Source organism: Borreliella bissettiae DN127, assembly GCF_000222305.1.
In the GTDB taxonomy this organism is placed as follows: Bacteria; Spirochaetota; Spirochaetia; order Borreliales; family Borreliaceae; genus Borreliella; species Borreliella carolinensis.
In genome coordinates, this window is record NC_015921.1 from 375,506 (window position 1) to 396,008 (window position 20,503).

General features: G+C 29.7%; 18 protein-coding genes and 1 pseudogene. 4 read left to right on the forward strand and 15 right to left on the reverse strand.

Annotation, left to right across the window (positions count from 1 at the left end):
* Positions 1 to 9: 9 nt before the first annotated feature.
* Genes BBIDN127_RS01795 through BBIDN127_RS01815 form a run of 5 tightly spaced genes read right to left on the reverse strand, consistent with a single transcriptional unit; the run spans position 10 to position 7,130 of the window.
* On the reverse strand, positions 10 to 2,301 hold the full coding sequence (locus tag BBIDN127_RS01795; RefSeq protein WP_014023608.1) for an AAA family ATPase: 2,292 nt from the start codon (positions 2,299 to 2,301) through the stop codon (positions 10 to 12).
* Between the two features lie 10 nt (positions 2,302 to 2,311).
* Complete coding sequence (gene tyrS, locus BBIDN127_RS01800) at positions 2,312 to 3,526, reverse strand: tyrosine--tRNA ligase (RefSeq protein WP_014023609.1); 1,215 nt, start codon at positions 3,524 to 3,526, stop codon at positions 2,312 to 2,314.
* The gene (locus BBIDN127_RS01805; RefSeq protein ID WP_014023610.1) at positions 3,523 to 4,860 is read right to left on the reverse strand and encodes a glycine--tRNA ligase; all 1,338 of its coding nucleotides are present in this window, start codon (positions 4,858 to 4,860) and stop codon (positions 3,523 to 3,525) included. Before BBIDN127_RS01805 ends, tyrS begins: the two co-directional genes overlap by 4 nt.
* 17 nt (positions 4,861 to 4,877) lie before the next feature.
* Positions 4,878 to 6,350 (reverse strand): glutamate--tRNA ligase, encoded by a 1,473-nt coding sequence (gene gltX, locus BBIDN127_RS01810; RefSeq protein ID WP_014023611.1) that lies wholly within the window; start codon positions 6,348 to 6,350, stop codon positions 4,878 to 4,880.
* A gap of 12 nt (positions 6,351 to 6,362) precedes the next feature.
* Positions 6,363 to 7,130: a hypothetical protein gene (locus BBIDN127_RS01815; RefSeq protein WP_014023612.1), complete on the reverse strand. Its 768-nt coding sequence runs from the start codon at positions 7,128 to 7,130 to the stop codon at positions 6,363 to 6,365.
* A gap of 124 nt (positions 7,131 to 7,254) precedes the next feature.
* On the opposite strand from BBIDN127_RS01815, the gene pdeB reads away from it, so the two are divergent.
* The 4 genes from pdeB to BBIDN127_RS01835 are packed head-to-tail and all read left to right on the forward strand — an operon-like array spanning position 7,255 to position 10,775.
* Entirely contained in the window at positions 7,255 to 8,394 is a 1,140-nt protein-coding gene (gene pdeB, locus BBIDN127_RS01820; RefSeq protein WP_014023613.1) for a cyclic di-GMP phosphodiesterase PdeB, read from the forward strand.
* A gap of 22 nt (positions 8,395 to 8,416) precedes the next feature.
* Complete coding sequence (locus BBIDN127_RS01825) at positions 8,417 to 9,130, forward strand: 5'-methylthioadenosine/adenosylhomocysteine nucleosidase (RefSeq protein WP_014023614.1); 714 nt, start codon at positions 8,417 to 8,419, stop codon at positions 9,128 to 9,130.
* On the forward strand, positions 9,127 to 10,305 hold the full coding sequence (metK, locus tag BBIDN127_RS01830) for a methionine adenosyltransferase (RefSeq protein WP_014023615.1): 1,179 nt from the start codon (positions 9,127 to 9,129) through the stop codon (positions 10,303 to 10,305). The genes BBIDN127_RS01825 and metK overlap by 4 nt, the downstream gene beginning before the upstream one ends.
* Positions 10,302 to 10,775, forward strand: a complete 474-nt coding sequence (locus BBIDN127_RS01835) for an S-ribosylhomocysteine lyase (RefSeq protein ID WP_014023616.1) — start codon at positions 10,302 to 10,304, stop codon at positions 10,773 to 10,775. Before metK ends, BBIDN127_RS01835 begins: the two co-directional genes overlap by 4 nt.
* An 11-nt stretch (positions 10,776 to 10,786) precedes the next feature.
* Here BBIDN127_RS01835 and BBIDN127_RS01840 read toward each other — a convergent pair whose 3' ends face one another.
* From BBIDN127_RS01840 to rpsL, 10 genes and pseudogenes are all read right to left on the reverse strand, one after another.
* A complete protein-coding gene (locus tag BBIDN127_RS01840) occupies positions 10,787 to 11,449 on the reverse strand; it encodes a hypothetical protein (protein ID WP_014023617.1) in 663 nt (220 codons plus the stop codon).
* 26 nt (positions 11,450 to 11,475) lie between these two features.
* Positions 11,476 to 11,895 (reverse strand): HIT family protein, encoded by a 420-nt coding sequence (locus BBIDN127_RS01845; RefSeq protein ID WP_014023618.1) that lies wholly within the window; start codon positions 11,893 to 11,895, stop codon positions 11,476 to 11,478.
* Positions 11,896 to 11,945: 50 nt separating this feature from the next.
* Positions 11,946 to 13,310, reverse strand: coding sequence for a magnesium transporter (mgtE, locus tag BBIDN127_RS01850; protein ID WP_014023619.1), 1,365 nt, complete (start codon positions 13,308 to 13,310; stop codon positions 11,946 to 11,948).
* 53 nt (positions 13,311 to 13,363) lie between these two features.
* Positions 13,364 to 14,788 carry an MGH1-like glycoside hydrolase domain-containing protein gene (locus BBIDN127_RS01855; RefSeq protein WP_014023620.1) on the reverse strand — a complete coding sequence of 475 codons (1,425 nt, stop codon included), beginning with the start codon at positions 14,786 to 14,788 and terminating at the stop codon, positions 13,364 to 13,366.
* A gap of 113 nt (positions 14,789 to 14,901) precedes the next feature.
* Positions 14,902 to 15,927 carry a nucleoside ABC transporter substrate-binding protein BmpB gene (gene bmpB / locus BBIDN127_RS01860; RefSeq protein ID WP_014023621.1) on the reverse strand — a complete coding sequence of 342 codons (1,026 nt, stop codon included), beginning with the start codon at positions 15,925 to 15,927 and terminating at the stop codon, positions 14,902 to 14,904.
* Positions 15,928 to 16,013: 86 nt separating this feature from the next.
* The gene (bmpA, locus tag BBIDN127_RS01865; RefSeq protein ID WP_014023622.1) at positions 16,014 to 17,036 is read right to left on the reverse strand and encodes a nucleoside ABC transporter substrate-binding protein BmpA; all 1,023 of its coding nucleotides are present in this window, start codon (positions 17,034 to 17,036) and stop codon (positions 16,014 to 16,016) included.
* Between the two features lie 41 nt (positions 17,037 to 17,077).
* Positions 17,078 to 18,139: a nucleoside ABC transporter substrate-binding protein BmpC gene (bmpC, locus tag BBIDN127_RS01870; RefSeq protein WP_014023623.1), complete on the reverse strand. Its 1,062-nt coding sequence runs from the start codon at positions 18,137 to 18,139 to the stop codon at positions 17,078 to 17,080.
* A 326-nt stretch (positions 18,140 to 18,465) separates the two neighbouring features.
* A pseudogene (gene bmpD, locus BBIDN127_RS01875) lies at positions 18,466 to 19,491 on the reverse strand (nucleoside ABC transporter substrate-binding protein BmpD).
* A 97-nt stretch (positions 19,492 to 19,588) separates the two neighbouring features.
* A complete protein-coding gene (rpsG, locus tag BBIDN127_RS01880; protein ID WP_014023624.1) occupies positions 19,589 to 20,062 on the reverse strand; it encodes a 30S ribosomal protein S7 in 474 nt (157 codons plus the stop codon).
* 24 nt (positions 20,063 to 20,086) lie between these two features.
* Entirely contained in the window at positions 20,087 to 20,461 is a 375-nt protein-coding gene (gene rpsL, locus BBIDN127_RS01885; protein ID WP_002656492.1) for a 30S ribosomal protein S12, read from the reverse strand.
* Positions 20,462 to 20,503: the final 42 nt, after the last annotated feature.

A 20,503-nucleotide genomic window follows, 5' to 3' on the forward strand; every position in this document is an offset into this window, starting at 1 on the left:
CCTATAACCTTATAAAAACTCATATTTTATTGTTTCATCTAAATAGATTTTTATTTTACCAGAATTTTCAATTTTCTTAAAAAGAATTTCATCTATTAAAAGTTTTCCTAACTCTTTGAATATAAATTTTCTAACACTTTTTAAGCTATAGCCCTTTCCATAGATCTTTTCTCGAATATAATCAACAACGCTTTTTTCAAAAAAAACATCAAATTTTCTACCTCTTAATATTCTTGCAAAACAATCAAGTTCATTAAAAATGATTTTTTCAAAATCTAACTCATCAATAGATTTAAATACAAACACATGATCTATTAACTCTAAAAACTTATTAGAAAATCTCTTCTCTAATATAAAGTTAAAATCATTTTCCCCCATCATTTTATTTTTAAAGCCAATACTATTAAGCTCCTTGCTCTCAACATTGAGGCTTATTACTATTAAACTTTCTGATAAACTTACCTTTTTCCCAAGACCATCAAAAAGTTTGCCTGTTTTAAACCCCTCCAAAAAAAAATCAAAAACCCTTTTATCGCATTTATCAAAATCTGATAAGAAAATAATAGAATTAGAAGATTTGTTTAAAAATTTGAAAAACCTAGTAGATTCATAATACCCTTCATTACTTAAAACAGGCCCAATCAATCTATCAAGAGAATTAAAATCACTATATTCACCCATGTTAAGACTAAACTTTGGAATTTTAAACTCTTGTGACAAAATATTCGTCAATTTGCATTTTCCTGATCCAGAAGCACCAATAAAGGCAAATATACCAATAGTACTTCTGTTGGCAAGCAAATTGAATTTTAATAATTTAATATTTAATATTAAATCAAATACTAAGTTATCATGTATAATAAGTTCCTTTTTTATTCTATTTTCTAAATTAATTAATAATTCGCTATCATACTCTTCAAAATTAAAAATATTAGAACCAACAATAGATTTAATCAGATTACAAACATCTTCTTTTGTTATAATCCTTTTTATGCTTTCAAGCTTAAACTTAGAACCCAGTTCATCTAAAATATCAAAAGCTTTGTCTGGAAGAAATCTATCTTTAATATATTTTTGAGACATGAGAATGCAAGCCCGTATTGCCTCATCTGTATATTCCACATTATGATATTTCTCATAATCTTTTTTAATCTCCTGTAAAATATTATAAGCATCTTCAAAATTGGGCTCTTTAAGCTCTATGCTCTGAAACCTTCTCATTAAAGCCTTATCTTTTAAAAAAAATTTTCTATATTCATATTCTGTAGTAGCCCCAATAAATTTAATTTTTCCTAAAGTGAGAATGGGCTTCAACAAATTGGAAATATCCATACTACCAAATGAAGTAGCCCCTGCCCCTACTATCATATGAATTTCATCAATAAAAAGCATAACTTTTTTTCTTGAGTTTAAAAAATCTAAAACCCTATTCACCCTACTCTCAAGATCCCCCCTATATTTAGTGCCTGAAAGAAGCCTGCCAATATCAAGAGAATAGATTTCATATCCTATTAAATCATTTGGAACATTCCCTGTTTTTATTTTATATGCAAGACCTTGGATTAATGCTGTTTTTCCAACACCAGGCTCTCCAAATAAAATGGGATTACTTTTGTGCTTTCTAAGTATCACCTGGATTAACCGAGATAATTCTCGATTTCTGCCAATTAAAGGCTTGTATTTTAAATCCAAAGTATCAATAACGTTTGTTAAAAAATTGCCAATAGAATCTTTACTTTCTAAGAAAATATTATTTTGATCCAACTTATCACGCTTATCATCAAAAATATGAAAGCCTCCTTTCTTTTTTGGCACATTACTATGAATATATTCTGCAATTAACTCACTGTCGCCTGAGGCAGATTTAGTATTTAAAGCCAAATAGTCATGAACTTCAATAAGTTTGTCAAAAATAGTTAAATTAAACCCTGAGCTAAGCAGCGCATCTAAAATGCTATTCTTTCTTTTTTTGACAAGCACCCACAATAAATCTTTTTCTTGTATTTTATAAGGTTTTTTATAAAAAAAAAGAACACTAATTATATCTTCATACAAATAATCCATACTAGAAACATAGTCTGGGATATAATTGACTCTTAAGGGAAGTTTACTAAAAAATTCTTCTAGTTGTTTATTAAGTTTATAAAAGTCAATTGCACATAAACTAAGCAGTTCTCTAACTTTATCGTTTTTAATAAGCCCATAAAAAATGTGCTCTTCTGTAAACACAAGATGCTTAGATTCCATGAAAAACAAAAAAGTGTTAAAAAATAAACAATTTAAAGCTCTTCTATCATACATCCAAAATCAACTATAAAACAATTCGTAAAAAATTTTTTTTACCTACTCTTAATTCAACTTCATTGTTATTAAAATCCTTTTTAGCAAGAAAATGGTTCTGATTTTCTACCCTTTTGCCATTAATATAAACACCTCCAGAGTCAATCAACCTTCTGCCTTCTGATTTGCTGGGCACAATTTTTGAATCTAGCATTAAATCAACCAACAATACTTCTTCCAAATTAGAAAAGCTAAATTTAAAAAATGGAATATTGCTTCTATCTCCACTTCCCCTAAATGCAGCAAAAGCTGCCTCTTGAACTTTCAAAGCTTCCGCTTCTCCGTGAACAATTTTAGTTATCTCAAAAGCTAAAATCTCTTTGGCTTTATTTAAAGAATTCCCCTTAAAATTTGAAATTAATTCGATCTCATCTTCTTGTAAAAAAGTAAAAAGATACAAAAAAGTTTTTACATCAGAATCTGAAGTATTTCTAAAATACTGATAAAAATCATAAATACTGTAAAGATTGGAATCAAGATAAATAGCACCTTTTTCTGATTTGCCCATCTTTTTCCCATCACTTCTTGTAATTAATGGAAACGTAAGCCCAAAAGCTTCTGATCCAATTTTTTTTCTAATTAGGTCAACCCCTGAGATAATATTCCCCCACTGATCATCCCCACCAATTTGAAGTCGACAATTTTTAATTTTATTAAGCATATAATAATCATAAGACTGTAAAAGTTGATAATTAAACTCAATAAATGAAAGCCCAAAATCAAGCCTTCTTTTATAAGTTTCAAAGCTTAACATACGATTAACAGAAAAATGCATGCCAATATCTCTTAAAAATTCAATATAATTGAGATTATCTAGCCAATTTGAATTATGAATAAAGCATTCTGAAGTAAACTTAGTTATTCTTTGAAGTTGATTTTTTATAAATAAGGCATTATTGCTAATCTCTTCTGAAGATAAAATCTTTCTCATCTCACTTTTTCCAGAAGGATCGCCTATTTTTGCTGTAGAATCTCCAATTAAAACAATTGGTATGTGCCCATGTTGTCTAAGATGCATCATTGCTAAAAAGGGAATCAAATGGCCAATATGAAGAGAACTAGCTGTTGCATCAACTCCTACATAAAAAACTATTTTTTCTCTATCCATTAAATCACTTAAAACTTTTAAAGATGTACATTGCTTTAAAAATCCGCGTTTATGTAAAAGACTTAAAGCAAGATTCATTTATTAAAATCCTCTTTATAATTTAAAATCTCTGTCTTAATGTATGAATATAAGTCATTAATAAAAATTCTCTTCTGGGTCATACTATTTCTTTCTCTAACAGTAACTGTTTCATCCTCAAGGGTATCATAATCTATTGTTACACAATAAGGGGTTCCTATTTCGTCTTGACGTCTGTACCTTTTACCTATTGTTCCACCATCATCGTAAAATATATGAAAATCATCGCAAAGCTCCATATAAATTCTTCTAGCAACTTCAATAAGCTCAACTTTTTTAACAAGAGGGAATATAGCAATCTTGTAAGGAGCCAACTTAGGGTGTAAGCGCAAAACAATACGCCTGTCTCCATCTGAGAGCTCTTCCTCAGAATAAGCATCACAAAGAGTCATTAAAACAGACCTTGTAAGACCAGCAGAAGTTTCAATAACATAAGGCACATATTTCTCTTTTGTTAACAAATCATGATACTCAAATATTTTGGGCTTGTTAGAAAATTTAGCGTGCTGAGTTAAATCATAATTACCCCTATTGTGAATACCTTCCACTTCCTGAAATCCAAAAGGAAATTCATACTCAATATCAAATGCGGCTTTTGCATAATGAGCAAGCTGAGTTGAATCATGAGCCTTAAATCTTAATCTATCAGGCCTAATTTTAAGATTTTCTATAAAAAAATTCATTCTATTTTGCTGCCAATAACAAAACCACTCATCTATTTGATTGGGATGAACAAAAAACTGCATTTCCATTTGCTCAAACTCACAAGTTCTAAATATAAAATTTTTAGTAACTATCTCATTTCTAAACGCTTTACCTACCTGAGCAATTCCAAAAGGGATCTTAAGCCTTGAAGAATCCAAAACATTTCTAAAATTAACAAAAATTCCTTGCGCTGTCTCAGGTCTTAAATAAACTTCATTAGAACCATCCCCCACTGCTCCAATATGAGTCTTAAACATTAAATTAAAACTTCTTGGAGATGTAAAATTATTCCCAACTTTGCAATTCGGACAATTTTTTGACAAATCAATAAAATCGGCTCTAAATCTACTTTTACAATCCTTACAATCAACCATAGAATCCGAAAAACCATCAACATGCCCAGATGCTCTCCAAATTTCAGGGCGCATAAAAATAGCACTATCTAAACCTACAATGTTTTCATGCAAATACACCATGCTCTTCCACCACTCTCTCTTTATATTTTTTTTAAGTTCAACTCCCAAAGGACCATAGTCCCAAGCTCCTGAAAGGCCTCCATAAACCTCTGAAGACTGAAATACAAACCCTTTTCTTTTCGCAAGAGAAATAATATCTTCCATTCTAACCATAAAAATATCCTTAATAGCTATTCATTTATTCTTAAAAATTCCTGTGCTAATTTTATTCTTTCAAAAACTTTAGCCCTGCCTATCAACTTTAAAGAATCAAAAAGCGGCGGAGAGACTTTGCTGCCAAGCGCTGCAATTCTAATAGGCAGAAGAATTTCTCCCAATTTAAAACCATTGCTCTCGGCAAAATCATAAAAAATTTTATCATTTTCTTCTGACGATCTTTTTTCAAATCCTTCTAAAATAGGCTTTATTAATTCTAAAATAGAACAAACCTCTTTGGCTGTTTTTTTTCTGCTTAAAAACTCATCTAAATTCCAAGATTTAATGTCTTCATAAAAAAATTTAGTCATATTTAAAGCATCGCTTAATTTTTTAATTCTACTCTTTATAAGAGGAATTAATAACTTTAATTTTTGATTATCTTCCAAAGTACTAGGCTTAGAAACATACCCTTTTTTTTGAAAAAAAGGGAGCAAAAGATTAAACAAATCTTCATCTTTTTTTTCTCTAATATAGTAGCTATTGAAAAAATCCAACTTATGATAATCAAAAATCGCAGGAGATTTATTGATCTTCTCAATTGAAAAAAATTGCTCAAGATCATTTTTTGAAAAAAATTCTCTCTTATCATCATAAGACCAGCCAAGCAAAGTAACATAATTAATAATAGCTTCTGGAAGATACCCATCTTCAATAAACTGTCTTAAAGCTGTTGATCCGTGTCTTTTGCTTAATTTTTGACCATCATTTCCCATAACCATTGGAAGATGACAATAAATAGGCGGCTTCCATTTAAAAGCCTTATAAAGAAGCACGTGCAACGGACCTGAGGAAACCCATTCTTGAGCCCTTAATACATGGGTAATTTTCATTAAATAATCATCAACTACATTAGCAAGATGATAAGTCGGCAATCCATCTGACTTGAGAATTACAGGATCAGGATTAATGTCTTTATTTGCCCATGTAATTCTTCCAAGCAGAATATCATCAAAACTCGTATCTCCTTCTAAAGGAATTTTAAATCTAACAACGGGTTTGATTTTTTTAATTAGCGCATTCTCAATTTCATCACTACTTAAATTTCTACAATGCCTATCATATCCAGGGGGCATCTTATTAATATTTTGAATTTTCTTAATCCTTTCAAGCCTTTCAGAACTGCAATAGCAATAATAAGCATGCCCAGATTCAATTAAATATTTAGCATATTGCTTATATATTTCACTTCTTTGAGACTGAACATAAGGAGCATAATCACCTCCTACAACAGGACCTTCATCAAAAGAAATACCAAGCCATTTAAGACTTAAATAAAGATCATTTTCAGCTTCTGGAGAATACCTGCTCTGATCTGTATCCTCAATCCTAAGTAAAAATTTACCTCCACAAGACTTTGCAAAAAAATAATTAAACAAAGCTGTTCTAATCCCACCAATATGTTGCAAACCCGTTGGAGAGGGTGCATAACGAACCCTTATACTCAAAACACAACTCCTTTAATAAAAAACATCTTTTTTAGAAAAATCATAAATATAATAAAAAACAACAAAAAATAAATTTGAACCAAGCAGTTTTGTATGTTTAGAATCTATCCTGTTTTTTAATTTATAATATCGATTTCTAATTTCAATTTTTTTGCTTTCAAGCAAATCAAAAGATGCTTTTGATTTGCGCAATAAATAATAGAAATAAATAGTAAAAATATCATTTTTCAAAAAAAACTTATCTAAAAAATTTACCAACTCTTTTAGCTTTGAGTACTCTTCAAATGACAACATACTAAGAGCTTCGCAATATTTCACCCACTTATTTCTACTGCACTTGTAATTTAAAATCAAACTAGAAGCCTTTTCTTTTTCTCTAAAGCTAATAAGAACGGAATAAAGCTCCATTATTGTCTTATGCTTTAATCTGGTGTCTTTTAAATAAAAATAAAGCTCATCAAGACTTTTTTTATCTTGTTTTATTAAAATAAACCTAAGAAGAATAGATATTTCAAAAACACTTTTAAGCTTTTTACGAACCATTTTAAGCTTTAAAAAAGTAAATGTATCTTCCGTCCCATTTAAAATAAAATACAATCTTGAAAAAAAATATTGGGAATAAATAACATTAAAAACAATCACCAATAAAAAATAAATCAAAATAAATTGGTAATTAAACAAAATGAAGCTTAATTTCATTTGAAATCTTAAAATTGCCAGAAAATAAATAAATAATCCAAGAAAAATAATATTAAAACCTAAGCGTATTTTTTCTACCATAAAAATCTCTTCAAAAAAGCTTAATTCAAAAATTGAGATATAATAAATACATTATACTAATAGATGGACAATTAATAAATAATATGGTATACATGGTTAATAAGGCTTAATTTCAAGGGAATAAATGCAAAATTTTGAAAGCATTATCAAAAATATAAAAAATTCATCATATTTAATAGACAAAGAATTCTTAGTTTGGCCTGAGAATGCATTTATTGGAGACAAAAATATTGAGCTTATTGAAAAATGGAATTTAAAGTCATACATTAAAGAGAGAAAAAATTTTTTCAATAATGATTCTGTTAAAAGAGAATATGAAGAAATACATAAAAAATTCAACGAAGAGGCTATTTCCAGTTATCATGTAATAATAAGCAATTTAGAAGAAATCTATGAAAATTGCAAAAGAAATAAAAAAATATATTACCAAGACATTATGCCTACTGTAAAAAAAGTAATAGAATTTTACAAAAAACAGAAAAAAATTTTTATCAAATATTTTAGAATCCCCAAGCTTTCTGAAAACTATCACATTATTCATTCAGTAAATACAGCTATCTTAACAGTGGCCCTTGGCAATGAAATGGGACTAAATAACTATAAAACAGTAGAACTTTGTAGTATTGCCCTTTTACACAAAATAGGATTTTTATTTATTCCAACAAAAATTAGCGAAAAAAAAGAAGCATTAACTGATGAAGAACTAGAAATAATAAAAAAATATCCCATAATAAGCTATAAAATAGCTTCAACGAGCAATTTGTCTCGATCAATATGTTTGACACTTCTAACACATAAAGAAAATCTAGACGGAACTGGTTATCCTAAAGGATTAACAAGTGAAAACATCAGCATAGAATCAAATATAATAGGCGCCGCTAGCGCCTATTCTGCCATCATTTTAGACAAGGCATATAAAAAATCTTTTAATTCTGGAGCATCTATTATTGAATTAATTCAAGATGCTGACAAAAAATTTGACAAAAGGGTTTTGAAGTTAATAATCAATGCAATATCTTCTTGTCCTTTAGACTTTATTGTAGAGCTTAATGACAATTCTATAGCCAAAATAGTAGATATAGATGATTCTAACCCAAATCTCCCATACATAAACCACATAATAAAAAATGGAAAAGTTGTAGACAAAAATGAGCAACACAGTGTTCAATCTATACCAAACACAAACACAGGAATAAAAAAAATACTCAATCAAAATGAAATAGAGCTAATTAAAAATAAATATTCTTTAATAGATATTATATAAAACATTTAAAAGGAGAAAAAATATGATTTTGATAATATCAGCTATGCAAGAAGAATCAGAAGAAATAAATAAAATACTTGATAACAAAGAAGAAATTGTACTAAATGACTACTTAGAAAATAAAAAAATTTATAAAGGAAAAATTTTAGGAAAAGATGTAATCTCTTTAACTACAGGAATTGGCAAAGTTAACGCAGCAATTTGGAGCAGTCAAATTATCTCTAAATATAAAATCACTCATATAATAAACTCTGGAAGTTCTGGGGGAATAAAAGAAAACTCTAACCTTAAAATATCAGATATTATAGTATCCTCAGAAACAGCATACTATGACTTCGACTTAACCAAGTTTGGACACAAAATAGGGCAAGTCCCCAATTTGCCACAAAAGTTTAAAGCAGATGAAGAATTACTGAAAAAAGCAGTCAATATTATCGACAACAAACTTTTAAACATTGATACCCACATTGGCTTAATACTAACAGGAGATCAATTTGTTGACAATGAAAAAAATCTTGAAACAATTAAAAAAAATTTCAAAGATGCTTTAGCTGTAGATATGGAAGGAGCTGCAATAGCTCAAGTAGCGCACATATTTAAAATACCATTCATAATCATTCGTTCAATTTCTGATTTACCAAAAAATAAAGATAACCATATAGACTTTAATAAATTTTTAAAAACATCATCAATAAATTCAAGCAAAATGATAAAGGAACTTATTAGGCTAATATGAATAAAATAATAGCAGCTAACCAAACTTTAACTTCTGAGGCTGTATCTGAAGGACATCCAGATAAAATTGCAGATCAAATCTCTGATGCCATCCTTGATGAAATATTAAAAGAAGATAAAAATGCAAAAGTAGCTTGCGAGGTCATAATTGCACAAAACTTAGTAGTAATAGCAGGAGAAATAAATAGTCCTGTAAAAAAACACATAGATATAAAAGAAATTGCTAAGAACATCATCAAAGATATAGGCTATACAAATATTGATTATGGGCTTGATTACAAAACAATAACAGTAATAGACGCTGTTGGCAATCAATCGCGTGACATTGTAAACGCAATTGAAAAAAAGGGATCCAATACCCTTGGAGCAGGTGATCAGGGAATAATATTTGGATATGCCTGCGATGAAACAAAAAATTTTTTACCAGCTCCTTATGAACTTGCCAATTCAATTCTAAAAAAAGCTAGCAGTCTTAGAAAATCAGGAGCAATAAAATGGTTAAGGCCTGACTCAAAATCTCAAGTTACTATTGAATACGATAAAAACAGAAACCCCATAAAAATAAAAAATATAATAGTCTCTCATCAACACGATCCAAACATCTCCCAAGAACTAATACGACAAACAATAATTGAAGAAATTATCAAACCCACCATTCAAGACAAATCAATGCTTGATGAAAATACTGCATATTGCATTAATCCTTCCGGAAATTTTGTAATTGGGGGGCCTACCGGAGACACTGGTCTTACAGGAAGAAAAATTATTGCCGATAGCTATGGGGGATTTGCAAGACACGGGGGAGGAGCATACAGCGGAAAAGATGCCACAAAAGTAGACAGATCGGCTGCCTATATGGCAAGATATATCGCAAAAAATATGGTGGCAGCCGGAATTTCTAAAGAATTTGAACTACAGCTCGCATATGCAATTGGAATTGAAAATCCAATATCTATTCAAATAACCGCGGGGATAACTAATCCTAAATATGCAAACAAAATATTAAATTTTATTGTTAATAACTTCGATTTAACTCCCAGCGGCATAATTGAAAAATTAAAATTAAAACAACCCATATATCTTAAAACTTGCACTTATGGCCATTTTGGAAAAAATGAATTTGAATGGGAAAAATTAGATTTTGTAAAAAAAATACAAACAGTGCTAAAAAAATGAAAAAAATAACAAGCTTTACAATAGATCACACAAAACTAAACCCTGGCATATATGTCTCAAGGAAAGACACTTTTGAAAATGTAATATTTACTACAATAGATATTAGAATCAAAGCTCCCAACATCGAACCAATAATTGAAAACGCAGCAATACACACAATAGAACACATAGGAGCCACTTTGCTTAGAAATAATAAAGTTTGGACCGAAAAAATAGTATATTTTGGTCCTATGGGATGCAGAACTGGTTTTTACTTAATAATTTTTGGAGACTATGAAAGTAAAGATCTTATTGATCTAGTATCATGGCTTTTTTCCGAAATCGTAAATTTTTCAGAGCCTATTCCGGGCGCAAGCGATAAGGAATGCGGAAATTACAAAGAACACAACCTTGATATGGCTAAATATGAATCTTCTAAATACTTGCAAATATTAAACAATATCAAAGAAGAAAATTTAAAATATCCTTAAGCTCATAAAATTTATAAAATAGAAAGTATTTCGCTTTCATTCCTTGTTGCTACATCATACTGAAAAATAAAGCCTAATGTTACTTTATGCATTTGATTTAAAAGTAAAGGTTTGTTGTAAAAAATTGGAGAGACTGTATATTCCAAAAAAATAAAATTTATATTAATTCTAGCTCCAATGTCTACTCCCAAAACAAAATTATCCAGCAATGTCCAATCACTTGAATCCATAAAACAAATTTTTGCACCAATGTATGAAAATTGTAAACCTGTGAAAAAGATTAAACTAAACATTGGGGTATAAGATAAAAAGAAATAATTACCATACATTCTCAATGAGAATGTAACATCTTTTATTATGAAATAATTTATAGAATGCCTCAAATATGCTTTATCATTTAACATAAATATAATCTCATCGGTGTAAGGAGTATGGCTTGGTAAAAATTTAATATCCAAATTAAATTCTCCACCAAATGCTAAATTTTGAGAAACATTAACCCCAACTCCACTGAAAAATTGATACTTAAGTCTTTCATAGAAGAATAAATCTTGAGTAAAATTATCAACACCAACCCCAATTCCACTGTACACATTAAGATAACCAGGAATTCCTGAATAAATTCCTAATGTATTAAGCATAAAAACAAAAAAGAATAAAAAGTTTCTTCTCATAAAGAATCCTTTTTGGCAAAATAAAATTAAATATTCATACTTATTTGCATAGACAACTCTTTAAATTTTTCAACTTCAAGATTAAGTTTATTACCTCTCTTAAGACCAAAACCATCATTTTTAAACCTTGGAATTATATGAAAATGAGTATGAAAAACTTCTTGTCCCGCACCAGCCCCCAAAGCAGAATAGATATTTATTCCACCATAAATGCTTGAATTTATTTTCTTTAAAGCATTTGAAATTTTTTTACATACTTTTAAAATTCTCTCGCTAAATTTATCATCCATGTTCAATAAATTCTCACTATGTTCTTTGGGAATAACAAGAGTATGCCCAACAGTTAAGGGATTAATGTCTAAAAATGCTAAAACCAAATCGTCCTCATAAACTTTATAACTAGGAAGCTCTTTGTTTACTATTTTACAAAAAATACAATTATACATTAAAAATGTCCTATTATAAAAAAATACCAATCAACATATTTAAATGAAATTTAAGCAACATAACTAACCAAAACCCATTTTGCTATATTAAAATAAGCTATTAAAGTAATAGCATCTGCAATCGTAGTGATTAAAGGGCCTGCCATAAGTGCTGGATCCAACTTCAAAATTTTAGCAACAATGGGCAAAAGACCTCCCAATATTTTTGCTACTGTCAAACTTACCATTAAGCAAGATGAAACTACAAAAGCTATTTTAAACTTATCAGGATGGTTTGGAGCTACAAAAAATACAATTCTTAAAAAATTAACACCAGCAAGAATTGCTCCCACTAGAATACTAACACATATTTCCTTTAAAAACACTTGAAAAAAATCTTTTACCTTAACAGTACCAAGAGCAAGTTCACGAATTATTAAAGCAGATGCCTGAGAGCCGGCATTGCCTGAAGTATCCATTAAAAGGGGAATAAAACTAGCCAAAACCACTAAAGACAACATTAAATTTTGATAATTTGAAATGATTGTAGCTGTAAAAGTAGAAGACACCATAAGAACTAAAAGCCAAATTATCCTATTTTTTGTCATAACTAAAATAGAAGTATCAAGATAAGATGTATCTAAAGGTTTAACAGCCGCAATCATTTGAAAATCTTCAGTATTTACAGACTGAATAACCTCTAAAATGTCATCGATAATAATAACCCCTATCATTCTTCCCTCATTATCAACAACAGGAACACTGGTAATATCATGTTTTTGGAAAAGAAGTGCAACATCTTCTTTCTCATCATTGACTCCCACAATATAAAACCCACTACTTCTCATTATTGACGATAGAATAACATCATCTTTAGCCAATATTAAATCTTCAATCTTTATAACTCCTTTTAAATGCTTTTCATCATCTGTAATATAATAAGTGTAAATATCTTCTTTGGTTTTAGCTACCCTTCTAATATAATCAAGGGCTCTGCCAACTGTGAAATCTTCTTTAAGCTCAACATATTCAATTGTTACAATCGAACCTGCAGAGTCATCACTGTAAGACAAAAATTTATTAATAATTTCTCTATTCTCTTCTGTAGAACTTGCTAAAAATCTCTGAACAACATTTGCGGGAACTTCTTCTAAAAGGTCAATAACATCATCAAGATTCAACTCATCAATCATTTCACTTATTTCTTTATTGGTAAAAGAATTTGCTAATTTATTTTTTGTAGATTGGTCAAAATTAGAAAAAGTTTCAACTGCTATTTTTTTGGGCAAAAATCTGTAGAGCAAAATCAATTCGGTTCCATTAAGTTTTTTAAGCGCCTCAGCAATATCAAAGGAGTCATGCTTTAAAAATTTTTCTTTAATTTTAGAATAACTCTTCTCTTTAAGAAAAATTCTCAATTCATCAATATCTATCATTAAAAGGCCCCCAAAAATTTAAATTTTACAAGACATTTAATGAATCTAATTCATCAAAGCTTATCCAACAACATAGAACATCTTCCTGAAGGAATAGGAAGGGTTTTTTCTTTTTTATTTAATATATTTATTGTAAAATAATAAAGTTTCTCAGATTCCATTTTTATTTCCCAACCTCTTTTCCCTTTATTACAAATTATTGTAGTTTGATTCTTTTTAAGAGATAAGCTTTCTATCCCCATAATCTCAAGAGTGGGTATGTTCCAATATACAGTTTTATCAGGCAAACTAATTGTAAGCCCAATAATATTTTCTATCATCAAACTAATACTAAAAAGAGCAAGATAACAAATAAGACCTTTCTCAGTATAAGTTTTTTTATTAGAATCAAAATATGCAGGTCCTTCTTGCATGGGTTTATAAGCTTCCCAAATGTGCCCTTTAATTTTATTAAAAGGCATCAAAGTGTCTAATATATAATACAAATGTCTTATAGTAAATTCTCTTGCAATATTTGCACGACCACAATATTCAAGGCCTTTGATCACAAAAAAATTCATATAAGTATAAACTGACCCATAATATCCATTACCATCCTCACTAAAACCTGGCTCACTAACAGAAAGTGTTGGAAAAGGATTTGGAGTCCCAAAATGTTTAGTACTTTTTAAATAAAAAATCATTCTTTCTATTCTGTCCTCACTGGGAATCTCGGAAAGCATTGGCAAAAATCCCACTATTGTCTTAATTTCAAGAATATTTTCATTAACATCAAGATCATAATAAAATCCATCTTTTTCGCTCCACATTAAAGAATTAATTTTGACCTTAAGGGAAAAAAATCGCTTTTTGTATTCAAGCGATAAATTTTTATCATTTAAAATGTCTGCTAATTTAGAAATACAATATGCATTATGAACTTGTAATGAATTAAAATCTACAGGGTAATATGCATCTACTCTTGGGGAGTTTTTATAAAAAATTTTATTTACATCAATTGAATAAAGACCATTTTCCTTTAAAAATTTACTCTCTATCCATTTATAATACTTATCAAGAATTGGCAAAACTTCAGAAATTCTCTTTTTATTTCCTGTTTTATGATATAAGTTATATTCAGCCCACGCAAAAATAGGAAATCCAATGTTCTCTTCATTCTCATCAAGATCAATAATAGCATTGTTATTGTCATATCTAGCTCTGATTGCACCTGATTCTTCCTGCAATTGATAAAATTTATCAATTGCAAATGTAGATGAATATTCCCCATTACTATAGACAAGAAAAAAGCTTGACATACAAGCTTGCATTTGATCTATATAATCGCAATTTTCCGAATAATAATTTTTATCTTTTTTACCCTTATCTGTAACTTTTTGCAAAATAACCTTATCTTGAATCCAAGATAAACTTTTATTGTAAATATCAATAAAGTCTTGATCATAATAGTAAATTTTGGGAAACATTTTTTTATTCAATGCTAAATCCTCTAAAACAATAGAAATGTAGTTATATTTATTATAACACAATAAATATAACATAATTAAAAAAATTAAAAACTGGAAAATTAAAATCTTTCTATCTAAAAAGTCTATAACTTTAATATTTGTTTTATAAAAATTTCATATCTTTCCTGATTACAAGGAACAATAATCTCTTTATCGATTATTTTTCTTTCAAGAACTCTTATGTATTCAAATTCATTCGCATTAGATAAACCAACAACACCATCTCTTAATCCCATTTGAATAACTTTTCCACCTTCCCAAACATTATTATTTTTAATATATTCGCTAGTAATCAAATATAATGCATCCCCAACGCTTTTTATAACAGAAGTAATAAAATTTTTAGGAGCAAGATGTGATTGATCTTGATCGGCTCCAATAACATAGTAACCATCGCCAAGTTTTTTTGCCGCCTCGATAACGCCAAGCCCCGTTAAACCAGCTGCAAAATGAATTACGTCTATTCCTTTAGAATACATCTTATTAGCTATGACTCTACCAATATCAACATCGGAAAAAGAATTGGAATATTCACTCATAATCTCTATATTTTTATTAGCATATTTTGCGCCAGCTTCATAGCCATAGCGAAATGCATCTACTATGCTACCCTTTACTCCCCCTATAAAACCTATTTTGCCAGAAAAGCTTTTTTTAGCTGCAATATAGCCAGCCAAAAAAGCACCCTGCTCTACTCTGAAAACAACAGCAATCAAATTTTTAGGGATATGAACATCATCGACATAAATAGGATCTATTATTCCATAGCTAATTTCTGGATTCTCTGATGAAACCAATAAAGATGCATCTGTAAGTCTATACCCTACAAGCCAAATCAGGTCTGAACCATTCCTTTTTAAATTATCAAGATCTGAAACATAACTAGAATAAACTCCAGAAACAGCACTAGAAAAAATTTTTTCAATACTTTCTGGAAAATCTTTTTTCAAGCACAATAAAGCCTCATTAGCACTAGAATTAAAAGATTTATCATCAAGAACACCATCTACCAACATGGATATCTTAATTTTTCTTGAACCAGATTCTACTTCATGCTTACTAAAGCATGAAGTCAATAAAATGCCTAATATAAAAATCGCAATCCTCATATAGAAAATTTCTCCATTTAAATCATTCGAACAAAACCAATGTGTTTTTTATGCCTAAAAATAAAACATATAAATCGATTCTTTATTCAAATAAATTCTTTAAGAAATTTATCATAACTTTCTTTATCATGTGGAACAATAATTTCTTTGTTGATTATTTTGCTAGAAAGACTATCAATTTCTTTTTCAAGTTCAAAGGGAATCATCTTAGGATTTCTTACAAACCCCACAACTCCTTCTTTAAGGCCATAATTTATTAATTTGCCACCTTCAAAAGTATTGGTTTTTAGATAGTTAGATGTAAAAATATTTAAAGATCTACCAACATCTTTGGTTGTAGATGTTATAACATTATTGGGAGCAAGATATGATTGATCCTCATCAACTCCAATAATATAATGCCCAGAACCAAGTTCTTTTGCAACCTCAATAGCCCCAATTCCTCCAAGGCCTGCAGCATGATGAATAATGTCTATTTCATCGGAATACATTTTAGTTGCAATACTTCTGCCAGCTTCAATGTCAACAAAACTACCAATATACTGAGTAAATATCTTTATATCTTGATTAGCATACTTAGCACCAGCCTCATAACCATACCTAAAAGCGTTTACTATCTCTCCCTCTATTCCCCCTAAAAATCCAATTTTACCTGTTTTAGAAACCTTTGAAGCAATATAACCTGTTAAAAATGCACCCTCTTGAGCTCTAAAGGTCATACCCACTAAATTTGCAGGAACAGAATCATTAGTAGAATAAACAGGATCAATAATTGCATATTTCATATCGGAATTTTGAAGAGAAACAGCCTTTGCCACATCGCTAAATCTATACCCAATAAGCCAAATTAAATCTGAACCCGCGTCCTTAAGCCCTTCAAGATCAGATAAATAAGAATTAGCTGAAGATTCTTTTAAAACAAGCTCAATCTTAAATTCCTCTTTAACTTTTTTTGCACCATTTAAAGCACTCTCATTAAAAGATTTATCATCAAAAGTTCTATCAATTATTAAAGATACCTTAGAAGTTTCACTCTCAAGACCACCCTTACCACTACAAGATAAAAAAATAATACCTTCAAACAAAATCAACAACAGTAATCTATTCATAAACTATTCCCCCTTTACAAATAAAGCTATACCTAAGTAGTTTATAACTTTGATTTAAATAAATCAAATGCATATTCACTATCAGGAACAATAATTTCTCCACTTATTATTTTATTTTCTAGATCAATAACTTCATCAACTAATCTATTATTTAAAACATCAGGATCTTTAACAACCTCTATTACTCCTTCCTTTAAGCCCCGATCAATAACAATGCCGCCTTTAAAAACTCCATTATTAATATACTCTGATGAAATAGAATAAATAACCTTGCCAATATCCTTAAGTATTGAAGTAATAACATTTTGAGGTGCAATATATGATTGATCTTGATTTAAGCCAATAACATAATATTTAGGTCCAAGCTCCTTGGCAGCATCATAAACTCCAAGACCAGCTATGCCGGCTATTGGGAAAATAACGCCCACTTTATCCTCTTTATACATGAATAGAGCCATTGCCTTGCCTTTCTCTTTATCAAAAAGAGAGGGCGCTTTTTTTGAAACTAATCTTAATTTAGGATTAGCATAAAAAATTCCCGCCTTAAAACCAAACTTAAAATCATTTAAATATTCGCTAACGGGGCCTGTTAAAAATCCAATCTTTTCTTTTCTACTCATCTTAGCAGCAATATACCCAGCCAAAAATGCAGCTTCTTCATTTCTAAACTTAATGGCCAAGGAATTCTTAGGAACTTGAATATCGCCATAATCAAAAGCATCTATAATGCCATAATAAATATCTGGACGTTCGTAAGAAAGCTTAACAGATAAGTCGGAAAATTCGTATCCAACCATCCAAAAAAGATTTAAAGGATTTTTTTGAACCTCATAAGCATCCTCTGTCATTGCCTCACTAGCAGTAAGAAGTCTTTTACCCTCAATAGGGTAAGGCCTTAAAGATTTAGTTATAAGTTTTACTCCAAAATTATCTCTAAGTTTTACAACGCCGCTATGAACACTTTGATTATAGCCCTTATCATAAAAGCTACCATTAGCTAAAACACCTACAACAACTTTGTCAGATTTAACAGACTTTTTATTAGATTTAAAACAAGCAAATACTAATAAAGATAAAGCAATAAAAATAAACCTTTTAAACAAAATCAATCCTCTCCTTACAAAATTTATTTTAAAAAAATTTATATTTTTTTTAAAATAAAAATATTAACTTTATTTTACTAACAAGTAGTATTCTTTATTTATAAAATAAAAAATTCAATAAGATACTTAAAAAGATACTTCTAGCATTAATAAAAACACGGTAGTAGGAAAAATTATTTTCCCTACATCACCACAATATCCAAATTTAAACCCTTTTGCAAGATTAATTTAAATTAAAACTTACAACAACTAAAAACCTCTCTAAAATATAGTTAAAGGTTAAAGAATTAAAAAGATTTTCCACAAATTAACTCATAAAAATCGAGTTAATTTTCCATTTGCAAAACAAACTTATCATAAGATGCCTTGTCATAAGGCGCTTTTATTATACCATTCATTATACTTTGACCGATTTTCAATGATTTGTCATAAATCTCAGAATAATTTGATTTTAAGTTTTCATTTAAAACCAAATCAAGTCCATCTTCTTTAAGCCCAAAAAATATGGTCTTGCCCCCATCCAAAACTCCAGTTTTTAAATACTCTTTTGTTAAACTATACATCAATGAATCAACTTTCTTTACAGCAGAAACAATAACATTATTAGGAGCAAGATATGATTGATCCTGATCGACTCCAATAATATAATGATCGGGCCCCAATTCTTTTGCGGCCTCAATTACTCCTATACCAGAAAGTCCTGCAGCTGCAAATATGATATCAACCCCATCTCGATACATATTAGACGCTGTTGAACGGCCAAGTCCAAAGTCTCCAAATGTACCAACGTATTGAGAGACAACTTTAATATTAGAATTTGCATACTTAGCACCAGCCTCATATCCATACATAAAAGATTCTAAAACTTTTCCCCTCACTCCTCCAATAAATCCGATCTTACCCGTTTTAGAAGCCTTTGAAGCAAAATATCCTGCTAAAAAAGCCACCTCTTCAGATCTAAAATTAATATTAAGAAGATTTTTGGGTATTTGAATTTCATCGTAAACCCCCTCTATGATTGCATAACTAACAGAAACATTCTCGTTAGCTCTTTGCAAAAGAATGTCTGACAATCTAAATCCAATCCCCTAAATCAAATTTGAATTACCATCTTCTAAGTTTGCAATATCTCCTAAATAAGAATTGCCTGTAGATGCTTTTTCAATTATATTTATATTTAAATCAGCCTTTAATTTTCTTATCGCCTTAGAAGAACTTTCATTAAATCCTTTATCATCAAAAGCACCATCAACTATAAGCGAAACTGTTTTTGCCCCAGATTTACCATCATCAGAGCCAGAACAAGCAACAATAAGCAAAAAAATAATAAAATTATAAACTTTTTTTAACACAAAAATACCCTCCTTACTTTTAACAAAAAAATACAAAAAATGGTTTTAATAATACACAGCATATAAACAAAAAAAGACACCTTTAAAAGGTGTCTTTTTACCATCTATAATGAGTAAAAGCCTTATTCGCCTCAGCCATTCTATGAGTATCTTCTTTCTTCTTAAAAGCAGCTCCAGTAGAATTATATGCATTTAAAAGTTCATTTGACAACTTTTCCTTCATAGACCTACCACTAGACTTTCTAGCAGCAAAAATAATCCACTTCATCGCCAAAGCTTCTCTTCTCTCTTCTCTAACTTCAACAGGAACTTGATATGTAGCACCACCCACCCGTCTACTTCTTACTTCTACCAACGGCTTAATATTATCTAAAGCTTTATAAAAAACAGCCATCTTATCGCTTTCTTCAAGTTTATCAGCGAGTAAGTCTATTGAACTGTAAAGTATATTCTCGCTTATTGATTTTTTTCCATCATACATCATTCTGTTTGCAAACTTTGCAACAATTCTAGAATTGTACCTAGTATCAACAAAAATTTTCTTTTTGATTTTTTTATTTTTTCTTGACATATTTAATATTAATCCACCTTTCAGTTAAGCTTTAGGCTTTTTTGTTCCATACTTAGATCTACCCTTTTTCCTATTATTAACACCAAGGGTATCTTTAGCACCCCTAACAATATGGTACCTTACACCAGGCAAATCTTTAACTCGACCACCTCTAATTAGAACCACAGAGTGTTCTTGTAAATTATGACCAATTCCTGGAATATATGCTGTTACTTCAAATCCATTTGAAAGTCTAACACGTGCTACTTTTCTTAAAGCCGAATTAGGCTTTTTGGGAGTTACGGTCATTACACGTGTACAAATTCCTCTTCTTTGAGGACAATTTTGAAGTGCAGGAGATGCGGTCTTCTCCGTTTGACTTTTTCTAGGCTTTCTAATTAACTGATTAATTGTAGGCATTTATCAACGCTCTCCTTTTCTTGAAACTATTAATAAAATGGT